The following is a 14,064-nucleotide window of genomic DNA, read 5'->3' as shown; positions in this document are numbered from 1 at the left end:
AAGGGCTCCGCGTCGCGCGCTCGGGATGGGACACTGGCGGAGCCGGACCCGGGGGGATCGCCGTGCATGGCCCAGGAGTTGAGCCATGCCGGCGACTACGGTGGCATCGGCATCGGCACTGGCATCAGGATCTGGTGCCGGTGTCCTGGCCGCGCTCTCGCGTACGGGTGTCCGTGCCGCGCGGTCCGAACGGCCCGGCAGGGCGGATGGAAGGAATGGGAGGACGGCGTTGACCGATCAGGGGTTCTCCGTGGAGGAGATCGACACCGGCAGGCCCCACCCGGCCCGCATGTACGACTACTACCTCGGTGGCAAGGACAACTACGAGGTCGACCGCGAGGCCGCGCAGCGCGTCATCGACCTGTTTCCGGACATCGTGACGATGGCGCAGGGCAACCGGCAGTTCATGCACCGGGCGGTGCGGTACATGGTGGACAGCGGTATCCGGCAGATCATCGACATCGGTACCGGCATACCCACCGTGCCCAACACCCACCAGGTGGCGCACGAGGTGTCGCCCGAGGTGCGGGTCGCGTACGTGGACAACGACCCGATCGTGGCGACGTACGCGGGGGCGCATCTGCTGGGTGCGGGGAACACCGGATTCCTCCTCGGTGATCTGCGCGACCCGCAGAGCATCCTGGGCCATCCGACCATCAGGGAGCTGATCGACCTCGACCAGCCGGTCGGGTTGATGCTGGTGGCGATCCTGCACTTCATCCGGGACGACGAGGACCCCGCGGGGTTGGTGGCCGCCTACCGGGACGCGCTGCCCGCCGGCAGCCACCTGCTGCTCAGCCACACGACCGGCGACTTCCACCGGCTGGACGGCGACGCGGGGGAGGCCCGGGACGTCTACCGGGACAAGGGGGCCACCGCCACCCTCACCCTGCGCTCCCACGAAGAGGTGCTGGGCTTCTTCGACGGCTTCGCGCTGGTCGAGCCAGGGCTGGTCCAACCGCCGCTCTGGCGCCCTGACGAACCGGTGCCGACGGAGGAGGAGCTGGCGCATGTCGGCTTCTACGGCGGCGTCGGCATCAAGCGCTGACTCCCCGGCCGCACCTGGTGCGCGGCGCCGGCGGTCCGTACCCGGGCCGCCGCGCGCCCGCCGCCGCGCGCCCGCCGCCGCACCGTACCGGCGCGGCGGCGGTCCGCTCCGGCGCACTCGCACCGCACCGCGAGGCGCCACGCTGCCGGACCGCACCGCCGTGCGCCCGCCGTGCCGCGTGCCGAGGTGTGGCGTTAGTCCAGACTATTGACGCGTGCATGCCGCCTGGTTAATTTCGGTGAGCGCTCTCCTCATGGCCCGCGTCCGCCTCCACCGTCACGGCCGCCCCGGCGGTCTCTCCGTTCCATGCGCGAACTCCCGGACTCCGGGGACGATTTGGCAACGTTGTCAAGTGCTTCGGCAACGTTGTCGGATGGTGTCCGTCCGCCCGGTCCAGCCGCGCGCCCCGCACTTCGGACGCCACCCGCGGGAGAGCGTTCCCGGCACGTCGGCGGTTCTTGCCCGTCCCCGCCGCCGCGTCGGGACCCTCGCCACCCCCACACAAGCAGGTGACAGCATGAAGAGATTGGTCCAGTGGGTGCTGACGCTGGCCGCCGCGACGGGGCTCGCCGCCGCGTCGCCGGCCGCGGCCCACGCCCTCGCCCCGGCCGGCGCAGCCGGCTCATCCGGCCAGGTGAAGACCGCACACGCGTGTTCCGCGCCGCTGCACCCCGGTGCCCCGGTCTGCTACGCGCTGGTCCGCACCGATCTGCACGCGCTCCATGACGACGCGCTGTCCCCGCGGGCGAACCCGTCCGGCTACGGCCCCTCGGACCTCCAGCAGGCGTACAACCTGGCCTCCGCCGCCGCGTCGAGCGGCAGCGGGGCGACCGTGGCCGTCACGGAACTGGCGGACAACCCGAACCTCGAGTCGGACCTGGCGACGTACCGCTCGCAGTACGGCCTGCCCGCGTGCACCACGGCCAACGGGTGCTTCCGGAAGGTCAACGGGAGCGGTCAGCAGGGCGACTACCCCGGCGGGGACACGGGTTGGGGCACGGAGGCGTCGCTGGACGTCGACATGGTCTCCGCGGTGTGCCCGCTGTGCCACATCCTGGTGATCGAGGCCGGCGACCTGGACGCGGCGCAGAACCTGGCGGTGTCGCTCGGCGCCCACTTCATCTCCAACAGCTGGGGGACCGGCGACGGTTCGGGCGACGCCGGCGCCGACGCGGACTTCGACCACGCCGGGGTGGTGGACGTCGCCAGCTCCGGCGACGGCGGCTACGGAGTGAGCTTCCCCGCCACCTCGAAGTACGTCGTCGCGGCCGGCGGCACCAGCCTGCACCAGGACTCCGGTACCTCGCGCGGCTGGACGGAGTCGGCCTGGTCCGGCTCCGGGGCGGGCTGCTCGTCGTGGGAGTCCAAGCCGACCTGGCAGACCGACACCGGCTGCGGCGGCAACCGGACCGTCGCCGACGTCTCGGCGGTCGCCGACCCGGGCACGGGCGTGGCCGTCTACGACACCTACGGGCAGGGCGGCTGGTTCGTGGTCGGCGGCACCAGCGCCTCCTCGCCGATCATCGCCTCGACCTTCGCGCTCGCCGGCGCGCCCGCCACGACCGCCGCGTCCGTGCTCTACGGCCACGCGTCCGCGCTCAACGACGTGACGTCGGGCTCCGACGGCTCCTGCAGCCCCTCCTACCTGTGCACCGCGACCGCCGGCTACGACGGCCCCACCGGCCTGGGCACCCCCAACGGCCTCGGCGCCTTCGACGGCAGCGGAAGCACCAGCCCGCAGGGGACCGGGCCGATCGTCTCGGGCGTCTCCTCCTCGCTGTGCGTGGACGACCGCTCCTCCGACACCACCAACCTCAACCCCGTGCAGATCTGGAACTGCAACGGCAGCTCCGCCCAGCAGTGGACCGTCGCCGCCGGCAACACCCTCCAGGCGCTGGGCAAATGCCTGGACGTGGACAACTCCGGCACCGCGGACGGCACCACCGTCGACCTCTACGACTGCAACAGCACCTCCGCCCAGGTCTGGCAGCCCCAGTCCAACGGCTCGCTGCTCAACCCCAACTCCGGCAAGTGCCTGGACGACCCGAACAGTTCGACGTCCGAGGGCACCCAACTCCAGATCTGGGACTGCAACGGCACCGGCGCGCAGCACTGGGGCCTGCCCAACTGACCGTTGACCGCTGATCTCTGAGCGCTGAGCGTGTGGCGTGCCCGACGGAGACGTGGGGCACGCCGCACGCCGTTCGATCCCGGTCGCAACCTTGACACCGCCTGTCGGCTGGTCAGGTCTATCTGCGGCTTTCCCGGTGACCGATCCGGCGTCGCTACGGTGTGTCACCGTCGGCGCCCTCCATGATCCCGGTGAAGGCCGCACACGGCAGCCGAGCCTGCACGGAGGAGACCGATGAAACGCGCCATGAAGATGCTGGGCACCCTCGCCGCCGCCGCGAGCATCGCGGTGGCCGTCCCCGCGTTCGCCCACGCGGCCGGGGGCTCGTTGATCATCAACGGACGTGCGTACCAGGACCCCAAGGGCTGCTACAACTCGGACCAGTGGCCGCTGCGCGTGGACAACAAGACCGACCAGCCGGTCGTCATCTTCAGCGGCCCGGACTGCTCGGGCGACCAGCTCCGTGTCCTCTTCCCGGGCCAGTACGCCATCGACGAGTTCGGCCAGAGCGTCTCGGTTCCCGACTCGAACGACGACTGAGCCGGCTGCCCGAGATGCGGCGACGGGGAAGCGGGAAACGGCAGACGGGAAGGGCTGGATCATGATTCCGGAGCACGATGACGTCGCTCCGCTGGTTCTTCTCGCGAACTTCGCTTCCCCGGTGCCGGCGAGTCTGGACGCGAGCGAGGCGGTGCGGGGGTGGTCGGAGCAGGCGCCCCGGAAGGTCTGGCTGACCCGGCCCGGTGACGTGCTGGTCAGCCCTGTCCCGATCCCGGAGGACTTCAGGCGCTACGCCGGAGGTCTGCTCGGGTTCCCCCACGAGACGGTGGAGGTCGTCGTCGTTCCGGACCTGCCGGGAACCGGCATGCCGGAGGCCGTCCGGCGGCACGGACTCGGCGGAATCCTCCAGGACCTGGCCCGCCGGCATCCCGGGACGCGGCTGCTTCCCCTCGTGCTGGACGGCGCGTCGGTCGAGCTGGCCGCCGAACTCGGCATCCAGGTCTTCCCGTTCGGGTCCGGCCGGCCCGGCGCCGGCGTGCTGAGCGCGGTGGACCGGCTCAACACGAAGACCGGGTTCCGCGCCGTCGCGCGGGAGCGGGGCATCCGGACGCCGGAAGGCCAGGTGTGCCAAGGCGCCGAAGTGCCGGGTGTGGTGGCGCGGATGGTGTCCAGGTTCGGGCGGGTGGTGGTCAAGGCGGACCGCTCCGCGGGCGGCGTCGGCATGCGGTTCGTCTCCCGCGGCGACCCGGCCGCCGGAGCGGAACCGGACGGGACCGGACTGTGGGTCGTGGAGCGCTGCGTCCACTACACGAAGGAGGTCAGCGTGCAGTGCGTCGTCGAGGCGGCCGGGCCACGGGTCGTGTTCAGCGGCGAGATGCTCACCCACGACGGCTCGTTCACCGGCTACCGCTCACCGCTGCGCGACGTGCCCTCCGAGGTGATCGCGGAACTGCACGCGTGGGGCGCCGCCCTCGGGCAGCACCTCGCCGACCACGGGTACGCCGGGCCGTACAGCATCGACGCCCTCCTGGACGACGACGGAACGCTCTACGCCACCGAGAGCAACGTACGGCGCACGGCCACCACCACACCGCAGGCCATGGTCACCCGCCTCGGCCACGCCGCCGGACGCCCCGCACCCGCCTGGCTCATCGCCAAACGGACCACCCGCACCCCGCACACGCTCACCCAGGCCGTCCGGCGCCTCGACACCACCGGACTGGCCTACGGCTCCACGCACGGCGAGGGCGTCGTCCTGTACGCCGGCGGAGCCGCCCGCCCCACCGGGGCCGGGACCCACTGGCGCTACGCGGTGATGGGCCCCGACCGCCCGCGGATCGAGGAACTGGAACGCGAACTCGCCGCGGTACTGGACCTGGTCGAGCCCTGACAGCTCCCGGCAAGCCGTCGAACGTGCCGGTGCTCCGCCCCCGCCCCCTCTCCGCCCATGGACTCGGAACCGCTGCCGGGCCGACCGGCGCTCAGGTCACCAGCGCGGCTTGGCCGGGTCGAAGTCCGGGTGGAAGCGCCGCATGTAGCCCGTGTCGTCGCGGCCGGTGATGCCCTGCCGCAGGTAGTTCTCGTGCAGCCGGGCGAGCGCGTCCCGGTCCAGCCGGACGCCCAGCCCTGGCGACGTCGGCACCGGCACGGCACCGTTCACGAAGGTCAGCGGATGCTCCACCACGTCGACGCCGAGCTGCCACGGCGTGTGGGTGTCCGCGGCGTACGCCATCTGCGGCAGGGCCGCGCCGAGATGGGTCATCGCGGCGAGGCTGATGCCGAGGTGGCTGTTGGAGTGCATCGACAGGCCGAGCCCCCACGTCTCGCAGATGCCCGCCAGCCGCACGGACTGCCGCAGCCCGCCCCAGTAGTGGTGATCGGAGAGGATGACCTGGACGGAGCCGCGTTCGACGGCCTCGGGAAGGTGGTCGAAGGAGACCACGCACATGTTCGTGGCCAGCGGCATCCCCGCCGTTTCGGCGACGGCGGCCATTCCGGCCAGACCCTCGGTGGGGTCCTCCAGATACTCCAGCAGGCCCTGCGTCTCGGCGGCGACCCGGCGCGAAGTCGCCACGCTCCAGGCGGCGTTGGGGTCGATGCGCAGCGGCAGCGTGGGGAACTCCGCGCGCAACGCGCGGAGGGCGTCGAGCTCTTCGTCGGGAGCGAAGACGCCACCCTTCAGCTTGATCGACTGGAAGCCGTACGTCCGCACCATCGTCCGGGCCTGCGCCACGATCCCGTCCGGGTCGAGCGCGGCGCCGTAGAGGTCCGCGTCGTCGCCGGGATGCCGCGCCCACTTGTAGAACAGGTAGGCCGAGAAGGGCACTTCGTCGCGCACCCGGCCACCGAGCAGGTCGTGCACCGGACGGCCGATCGCCTGGCCCTGGATGTCCAGGCAGGCGACCTCGAACGCGGAGAAGACCCGCAGCGCCGTCTTCTCCGGGCCCATCCCGCCGGCGGGCCCGAGCTTCTCCGCCGGTGCCTCCGCGGTGCCGAGCAACTGGTCCACCACGGACCTGAGATGTTCGGTCCGGAACGGGTCCAGCCCGATGAGCAGCGGTGCCACCGTACGCAGCACCGTCAGGTGCGAGGCGTCACCGTAGGTCTCGCCGAGCCCGACCAGGCCGTCCCCGCAGTCCACTTCGACGATCGCGCGCAACGCCCACGGCTCGTGGCAGCCCACGGCGTTGAGCAACGGCGGATCGGGGAACGCGATGGGCGTGATGCGGACGTCGATGATCGTGGCGCGCCCCGAAGGGCTCTGCGCCCCGGCGAGGTCGCTCTCGGTGGGGAAATCGGTCGTCATACCCGGGACTCCTCAAGTCGATGACGTGCGGCGCGGCCACGCGCCACGATGGCGGCGAGCTCCGCGACATGTTCCGGCGTGGCCGCCACCAGCGGCGGGCGGACTGTGCCGACGGCCAGCCCGGCCAGCTCCGCACCTGCCTTGACCAGCGAGACCGCGTAGCCGGGAACGAGGTCACGCAGCGCGGCGAACGGCTGGTAGAACTCCGTCAGCAGGACCTGCTGCGCCTCCTCGTCGCCGGCCCGCACGGCCCGGTGGAACGCGGTGGCGATGTCGGGGGCGAAGCAGTGCACCGCCGAGGAGTAGCTCTCCACGCCGATCGCCGCGTAGGTCCGGGCGCTGAGCTCCGCGGTCGGCAGGCCGTTGAGGAACGCGAACTCGGCGGCGCGGGGGTGCCGGCTGGTGCGCACCGCGGTGACCAGGCGCAGCATCGCGTCGACGTCGCCGCGGCCGTCCTTGATGCCGGCGACGGTCGGGATGTCGAGCAGTTCCACCGCGGAAGCCGGGTCCAGGACCGCGTTGGCCCGCTGGTAGATGATGATCGGCAGGGGCGTGGCCTCGGCGACGTAGCGGATGTGCCGCACCAGCCCCTGCGGAGTGGGCGTCAGCAGGTAGGGCGGCAACAGCAGCAGTCCGTCGACGCCGCATTCCCGTGCGACCCGCGCGAACTCCCGCGCGATGCGCGGGCCGCCGCCCGCTCCGGCGAACACCGGCAGGCGTCCGGCGGTCCGTGTCACCGCGGTGTTCACGACCTGCCGGTACTCGTCGAGCCCGAGCGCGGTGAACTCGCCGGTGCCGCACGCCACGAACAGCCCGCTGGGGCCGGCCGCGATCTGCGCTTCGAGGTGGTCGGCGAAGACGTCCAGGTCGACGTTGTCGTCATCGTCGAACGGAGTCAGCGGGAAGGAGAGCAGTCCGGAGAGTCGCATCATCGCACCTCGCATTTCATGACGTTCATGGATAAATCTCCGATTCGGGGGTGGCGCCGGCCCAGGTGGTGCTCGGCCGACGGTCACGGGCGGGCGGTGGTCACGGACGGACGGGGGTCATGGGTGGACGGGGGTCAGCCGGGCCGGCCCAGCGGAACGGCGCACCAGGAGCCCCCGAGGCGCGGCGCACCCGGGTCGGCAGGGCCCGATCGGCGGATCACCTCGGGCGCGAACTGCTCGGCGTCGTCGAGCGGGTGGTAGCCGATCGCCTCACCTTCGGCCAGGCTCACCCAGCCGCGGGTGTTGCGGCTGACCCCCCAGACGATCCGGTAGCCGGGATCGGGGCAGCTCAGGCAGGCTTCGACGAGCCGGTGGCCGTCGGCCGGCGACAGCCAGGTGGACAGCCCGCGGATGCCGACCGGCGTCGGGAACCAGCTGCCGATGCGCACGCAGATGACGTCCATGCCGAAGCGGTCGTGGTAGAGCCGCCCGGCCGACTCGATCGCGGCCTTGCTCCAGCCGTAGAGCGTGTCCGGGCGGGCCGGCACGTCGGCGGCGACCGGAGCGCCGTCGTAGCGGTGGAAGCCGACGGCGTGGGTCGAGGAGGCGAGCACGACGCGCGGGACACCGGCCAGTCGGGCCGCCTGAAGGAGGTTCAGCGTCCCGCGCACGTTGCGGTCCAGCACGTCGTCCAGGGTGGACTCGACACTCTGGCCGCCGAGATGGACGACAGCGCTGACGCCCCGGCATGCCTCCAGCAGCGCCTGGGCGTCGGTGAGGGAGGCCAGCACGGTCTCCTCGGCGCCGGTCCCCTCGATGGCGGGGGGCGCGGTGATGTCGAGGAGCCGCAGGGTGCGGCCCGCACGCGCCGCCGGCGGCCGCAACTGCGTGCCGACCCGGCCCGCGGCGCCCGTGAGCAGAATCCGGGTGCTGTCGGCGCCGCCGGTGGAGTGCGCGCCTTGCCGGGTCATACGGAACCTCCGATACGGGTTGGTGCGCGGCTGGGCGTGTCGACGGCAGGCAGCGGCCGACGCCGCCGGGCAGCCGGAGCAGGGGACTTCGCCACCCGGACGTGCCGTGGCGGCGGGACAGGGGCACCGGCCGCAGGCAGGCCGCTCGGCCGGCCCGGGGCAGGCCGCAGCGCCGGCCGACCGCGAAACCGGTGCTCGTGCCCGCCGGTTCGACGCACCTCCCGGAGTGATTCGGTGCACCGCCGAGGGCGCCAAGTGCCGTCGACCGCGGACGCGGACACCCGCGCGCGGCACGGGTCACGCCCGCGCCGGACGGATCAGCCCGCGCCGGACGGATCACGCCCTGCCGCGGAAGGCGGGCGCTCTTACGACGTGGGGAGCTGTCCGTCGTCCTCCGGCGGCGGCTTGGAGCCGATCTGGGCCTCGCCGGTCGCGTGCAGGCGGAAGGCCAGTGCGGCCTCCTCCACCCGGCCGTCGGCCAGCATCTCGACCAGGCGCGCGTGTTCGGCGACCAGCGTGTTGAGACCGCCGGTGTAGAACGGGTTGGAGACCACCCGAAGGCTCCAGAGGCTGGGTTCCATTACTTCCCACAGCCGGGGCAGCAGGTGGTCGCCGCTGGCCTGGCAGACCAGGCGGTGGAAGGCCATGTCGCTGTCGCGGAAGCTGGTCGGATCGTCCTGCCGGTCCGCCCGCCGCATGTCGTCGACCACGGCGCGCAGCTGGTCGACGTACCCCTCGGCGCGGCGCTTGGCGGCGGCTCGGGCGGCGAACTCCTCCAGCAGGCCGCGCAGTTCGCGGGCCTGCTCGGCCTGCTCGACCGAGATGCTGGCAACCCGGCTGCCCAGCCGCGGCACGTGCGTGACCAGGCTCTCGTGGACCAGCCGCTTGACCGCCTCGCGCACAGGGGCCTGGCTGATGCCCAGGCGCTTGGCGATGTCCGACTCCACGATCCGCTGGTCCGGGACCATCTCGCCGCTGAGGATGGCCGAGCGCAGCAGCCGGTACACCCGGTCGGACAGCAGGCCGCCGGATGCCATGCCCTTGCTCTGTTCGAGCAGATCATTCAGCCCAGTCATGGGTTCTCCCCCTGCAAGAGTGTCGTCATTCTATTCGCGATACCGGCGGTGCCCGGCGGTCCGAGGCCGTAGGCAGCGGCAGCCGTACCACCCCAGACCGCGGCGGTCTCGTCCGCGGTCAGCCCGCCCAGCGCGCGGGCCGTGGCGCGGGCCACGTCCCCGTACGGCGCCCACAGCGTGCTGACCGGCCAGTCGGAGCCGAACATCAGCCGGTGCGGGCCGAACACGTCGAGTGCCACCCGGGCCACGTCGGGCAGCCGCACCCCGCCCGGTTCCGCGGTGGCTTTGCCGAGTCCGGACAGCTTGGCCACCACGTTCGGCAGGGTGCCCAGCGGTGCCAGCCGCGCGGCCCATCCGCGCAGGCCGTCCCGCCGCACGTCGACGGCCGAGACGGCGGCGTGGTCGACGGTGAACCGCACCTGCGGCAGATCCCTGGCGACCTGGTACGCGTCGTCCAGGGTGCCGTGGCCCAGCAACAGGTCCACGGTCAGGCCGCGTTCGGCCAACGCCGCCATCGAGCGCCGTACCTGGGCCCGGCCGAGGCGGGCGCCTTCGCCTGCCCCGACCGGGTCGCGAAGCCCGACCAGCGCCGGACCCCCGTCGCTCGCACGCAGCGCGTCGATGGTGTCCACGACGGCGGCGTCGCCCAGATCACCGTGGACGACGACACCTGCGATCCGCGCGGACCGCGCCGCCAGGCCCAGCAGCCAACGGCTCTCCGCGACCGTCCGCCCGGCCTGCACCACGATGTGCGTCGAGGAAGGCGCCGCGGCCGCCACGAGGTCGTCGAGGCCGAAGGAGCGCCGCAGTTCGGCGTCACCGGCGGCCCGCAGCCACGCGTGGTCGTGCAGGTCGGGGTCCCACAGGTGGACATGTGCGTCGACGGTGATCACGGCGTCGGCACCGCCTCTTCGAGCAGGCCCGCCGCCCGCAGTTCGGACCAGACCTCCGCGGGGACCGCGACGTCCAGCATCGCCTGGTTCTCCCGCACTTCGGCGGCGGTCCTGGCGCCGACGACCAGAGCGGCGACGGCGGGGTGCCCGAGAGCGAACCGCAGGGCCGCCGCCTTCATCGGCACCCCGTGACGCGCGCAGATCTCCTGGACGGCCAGGGCGCCGGCGAGCCGGTCGGGCGACACCGTCCGGTAGTCGTACCGCGCGTCCGGCCGCGGGTCGGCCAGCAGGCCGGAGTTGTACACCCCGCCGAGAATAACGGCGACGCCACGGGCCTCGCACGAGGGCAGCAGGCCGGACAGGGCGCCCTGGTCGAGCAGGGTGTACCGGCCGGCCAGCAGCACGCAGTCCACGTCGACCCGGGCGACGATCCGTTCGAGCATGTCGCTCTGGTTCATGCCCGCGCCGATCGCGGCCACCACGCCCTGTTCCCGCAGGTCGGCCAGCGCGCGGAAGGCCCCCGCGAGTGCCTCCTGCTCGTGATCGTCGGGATCGTGCACGTGCGCGATGTCCACGCGATCCAGGCCGAGCCGGGTCAGGCTCTCCTCCAGGGAGCGCATGGTGCCGTCGTAGGAGAAGTCCGGCTCCATCCTGCTCGGGTCGCCGGCGGCCGAGCGGTAACCGACCTTGGTGGCGACGACCACCCGCGACCTGGACACCTCGGCCAGCTCGTGACCCAGGCGCCGTTCGGACACGCCGTCGCCGTACCTGGGGGCGGTGTCGAACAGGCGGGTCCCACCGTCGAGTGCGGCACGCACCGTGCCCGCGGCGTCGGCTTCGGACACCGGCTCGTAGAGATTGCCCAGCGGCGCGCACCCCAGGCCGAGCGTGCCGATCGTGAGGCCGGTGCGGCCCAGCAGGGTCTGGCCCGAGACGCGGTTCATGACCGCCCCGCCCGGGTCTGGTCGCGCCACTGCTCGTACTCGGCGCGCGACTCCGACGTCAGCGGGTAGTAGTTGCCGAGCCGGGCGCCCTGGTCCAGGCGCATCCGGCTGAACGCCTCCCAGTCCTGGTGGTCCTGGGCGTGGGCCGCCACCTGCGGCGCGGTGCGCTGCGGAACGACCACGGCGCCGTCGTCGTCGGCGACCACGATGTCGCCCGGCATGCACAGCACTCCGCCGGCCGCGATCGGCACGTCGTACGCCCAGGGGAAGAGCTCCGACTGGGAGGCGTAGTGAGGCGTGGTGCCGGTGCACCAGATCGGCACGCCGAGTTCGCGGACCCGCGGCGCGTCCCTGATCCGTCCGTCGACGACGATCCCGGCGCCGCCCTTGCGCTTGAAGTAGCGCACCAGCATGTCGCCGAGGCAGCCGCTGAACGCCGAGCCGTACGCCTGGATGACCAGGACGTCGCCGGGCTGCACCTCCTCCAGCACCGCCCACAGGGCGGTCTGGCGTTCGACGGCCTCCTGGGCCAGGCCGCTGGCGATGTCCTCGCGCTGCGGCATGAACTGGAGGGTCAGCGCCGACCCGGTGATCCGCTGCCCGGCGTCGAGGGGCCGCGGCCCTTCCATCCAGGTGCGCCTGATCCCCAGGGCGTGGAGCTTCGCGCACGCGGTGGCGCTGCTGACCTGGCCCATCTGCGCCACCGTCGCCGCGTCGGCGCGCTGGTAGGCGTCGCCGCGCACCGGAAGGGGGAACACCGGCTGGGCCTGCTCACCATGCGTCATTTCTGCTTCTCCTGGTATCGGTCGAACGTCGGGTGGCTCGGGGTGAACTGGCGGCGGCTGACCGACAGGGTCAGGTGCAGCCGGGTTCCCGGTGGCAGGATCACCAGCAGGTGGTCGTCCGCCACGTCGATGCGCCGGGTGCTGGTGGTGAACCGGTCGGCCCGGTAGGCGCGGCTCCGGCCGGGGTAGCCGGCTTCGAGTTCCTCCACGACAACCTGGTCGATGCGGTCCTCGGCGAACGCGCCGGCCTGCACCGTGACGCGCCGCTCGCCGGTGTTGCTCAGGTTCACCAGGTGGACGACGATCCGGACGGGGTCGATGTCCTCGACGAGGGCGGCGACGTCGGGCGGCAGGCCGGGCCGGGCGCGGTCGGCGTCCCAGTAGCGCACCCCTGCCTGCTGGAGCCCGCCGTTGTAGAGGGCGGCGGGAGCGCCGGTGGTCAGTTGCACCAGGATCTCCGTCACCACCGGGTTGAGCCGCTGCCAGCGGTGGATGTCATCGGGGTCCACCGCCGGGTCGTCCGCCCGGATCAGCGCCATCCTGCGGGCGACCTGCCCGAGCGCCATGGCCAGGGCCCGGGCCGGGTAGTCGGGGTTGCGGCCGGCGAGGTACGACAGCCACGGCGCCTCGTGGCCGGCCTCCTCCTTGTCGCGGAAGGCGTGCACGGTCGTCCAGTCGTAGCCGCACTCGGCCTCCACCCTGCTGAGCCGGCGCTGGTCCCGCGCTTCGCCCGAGCACCACCAGATCCAGGCCGGGAAGGCGAGTTGCAGGGGCTGGCGGTCGAACCAGCCGTGCAGGCCGCGCCGGTACGGCACCAGTTGCAGGTCGCCGTCGGCCTCGGCCCCCAGGCGCTGGCGCCAGGTCATGGCCATGCTGGAGTCCCCGTCACGGATCGGCCCGCGGGTCGCCTCGGCCAGCACCTGGTCCAGCGGGGCCCGGGCCAGGTCGAACCACGCGCCGTTCTCGCCGGTGACCAGAGCGGCGTTCATGGCGGCGATGACCGCGACCGCGCCGACGCTGTGCAGACCGTGCGGCCAGGTCCAGCCGTACGCCCCGCCGTACCAGCGGCCGCCGTGCAGCTCACCGACCTGTCCGGCCGGTCCCACGTTGTCGGGGACCGCGCCGCCGCAGCCGGCCGTCCTCTCCTGCCAGGCCCGTACGTACTCCACGAGCCAGTCGCGGTAGCGGGCTTCGTGCGAGTAGAGCCACGCGTTGGCGATCAGCGAGGTCGAGGCGAGGTTCACCGCGACGTCGCCGTCGCCGAGCCGCCGGTCCATCTCCTCGCCCATGCGCCGCGCGTTGACGGGGTCGGCGAGGTCGTCCCAGGTGTCGATGCCGGGCAGGTCCTCCAGGGGCAGGCCGTAGGGCCGCATGGTGGCCAGTTCGGCGCCGTAGCCCGCCGCCCACTCCTCGTTCACGCCCCGCCGTGGTCCGTCGCTTCCGGTGTGCGGGGCCCGGATCATCCGCCGCGGCCCGTCCACGTTGCCCGCGGGCGAGGCGGGCAGGTAGAGGTCGGCGAAGCGCAGCGCCCGTCGGCGGAACTCCTCGTCGGACGGGTCGGCCGCGCAGATCCCGTAGAACATGAGCAGCGACTCGCCCTGGTGGAACCAGTCGTACCCGCGCTCGTACTCGTCGACCAGGAAGCCGGCGTCGGTCAGTTGCCGGGTGACGCCGTTCCAGTGCCTCTTGCACGCGTCGAGCAGGTCGTCCGCCCCGCCGAGCAGGTAGAGCATGGGCCAGTTGAAGAACGGCTCGTAGAAGTCGTCCGCCCCGTCGCGTCCTTGGAGCGTCCCGTCGAAGCGGAGCCCGCCGTCGGGGTCGCAGTACTTCTCCTCGAAGACCCTCCACACCTCGTCCAACGCGGAGAACAGCCGCCGCTGCAGCACGGCCCAGGCCGGCGGCTCGCCGACCGGCACGGAGGCGGTCACGGTCACCGGTTGCTCGGATACCGGTTGCCCGGCTGCCGGATGCTCGGTCATG

The 14,064-nt window shown here is 72.7% G+C and carries 12 protein-coding genes; 4 read left to right on the top strand and 8 right to left on the bottom strand.

Annotated elements, in window-relative coordinates; genetic code table 11:
- The first annotated feature begins 229 nt into the window (after positions 1–229).
- From OG370_RS07220 to OG370_RS07205, 4 genes are all read left to right on the top strand, one after another.
- Positions 230–1,048: an SAM-dependent methyltransferase gene (locus tag OG370_RS07220; RefSeq protein WP_328461772.1), complete on the top strand. Its 819-nt coding sequence runs from the start codon at positions 230–232 to the stop codon at positions 1,046–1,048.
- Positions 1,049–1,565: 517 nt separating this feature from the next.
- On the top strand, positions 1,566–3,179 hold the full coding sequence (locus OG370_RS07215; protein ID WP_328461770.1) for a ricin-type beta-trefoil lectin domain protein: 1,614 nt from the start codon (positions 1,566–1,568) through the stop codon (positions 3,177–3,179).
- A gap of 234 nt (positions 3,180–3,413) precedes the next feature.
- Positions 3,414–3,719: a hypothetical protein gene (locus OG370_RS07210; protein WP_328461768.1), complete on the top strand. Its 306-nt coding sequence runs from the start codon at positions 3,414–3,416 to the stop codon at positions 3,717–3,719.
- Positions 3,720–3,840: 121 nt separating this feature from the next.
- Positions 3,841–5,070 carry a peptide ligase PGM1-related protein gene (locus OG370_RS07205; RefSeq protein ID WP_328461766.1) on the top strand — a complete coding sequence of 410 codons (1,230 nt, stop codon included), beginning with the start codon at positions 3,841–3,843 and terminating at the stop codon, positions 5,068–5,070.
- 96 nt (positions 5,071–5,166) lie between these two features.
- Here the strand turns inward: OG370_RS07205 and OG370_RS07200 are convergent, their stop codons facing one another.
- From OG370_RS07200 to OG370_RS07165, 8 genes are all read right to left on the bottom strand, one after another.
- Positions 5,167–6,486, bottom strand: a complete 1,320-nt coding sequence (locus OG370_RS07200; protein ID WP_328461764.1) for a glucarate dehydratase family protein — start codon at positions 6,484–6,486, stop codon at positions 5,167–5,169.
- Entirely contained in the window at positions 6,483–7,415 is a 933-nt protein-coding gene (locus OG370_RS07195; RefSeq protein ID WP_328461762.1) for a 5-dehydro-4-deoxyglucarate dehydratase, read from the bottom strand. Before OG370_RS07195 ends, OG370_RS07200 begins: the two co-directional genes overlap by 4 nt.
- Before the next feature lie 134 nt (positions 7,416–7,549).
- On the bottom strand, positions 7,550–8,386 hold the full coding sequence (locus OG370_RS07190; RefSeq protein WP_328461760.1) for an NAD-dependent epimerase/dehydratase family protein: 837 nt from the start codon (positions 8,384–8,386) through the stop codon (positions 7,550–7,552).
- A gap of 365 nt (positions 8,387–8,751) precedes the next feature.
- The gene (locus OG370_RS07185) at positions 8,752–9,462 is read right to left on the bottom strand and encodes a GntR family transcriptional regulator (RefSeq protein WP_328461758.1); all 711 of its coding nucleotides are present in this window, start codon (positions 9,460–9,462) and stop codon (positions 8,752–8,754) included.
- The gene (locus tag OG370_RS07180; protein WP_328461756.1) at positions 9,459–10,355 is read right to left on the bottom strand and encodes an amidohydrolase family protein; all 897 of its coding nucleotides are present in this window, start codon (positions 10,353–10,355) and stop codon (positions 9,459–9,461) included. Before OG370_RS07180 ends, OG370_RS07185 begins: the two co-directional genes overlap by 4 nt.
- The gene (locus tag OG370_RS07175; RefSeq protein WP_328461754.1) at positions 10,352–11,299 is read right to left on the bottom strand and encodes an aldo/keto reductase; all 948 of its coding nucleotides are present in this window, start codon (positions 11,297–11,299) and stop codon (positions 10,352–10,354) included. Before OG370_RS07175 ends, OG370_RS07180 begins: the two co-directional genes overlap by 4 nt.
- Entirely contained in the window at positions 11,296–12,084 is a 789-nt protein-coding gene (locus OG370_RS07170; protein WP_328461752.1) for a ribonuclease activity regulator RraA, read from the bottom strand. The genes OG370_RS07175 and OG370_RS07170 overlap by 4 nt, the downstream gene beginning before the upstream one ends.
- Entirely contained in the window at positions 12,081–14,063 is a 1,983-nt protein-coding gene (locus OG370_RS07165) for a hypothetical protein (protein ID WP_328461750.1), read from the bottom strand. The genes OG370_RS07170 and OG370_RS07165 overlap by 4 nt, the downstream gene beginning before the upstream one ends.
- Position 14,064 lies beyond the last annotated feature (1 nt).

Source organism: Streptomyces sp. NBC_00448 (genome assembly GCF_036014115.1).
In the GTDB taxonomy this organism is placed as follows: Bacteria; Actinomycetota; Actinomycetes; order Streptomycetales; family Streptomycetaceae; genus Actinacidiphila.
Note: the sequence above shows the minus strand (reverse complement) of the source record. Positions and strands in the feature narration are given on the sequence as shown.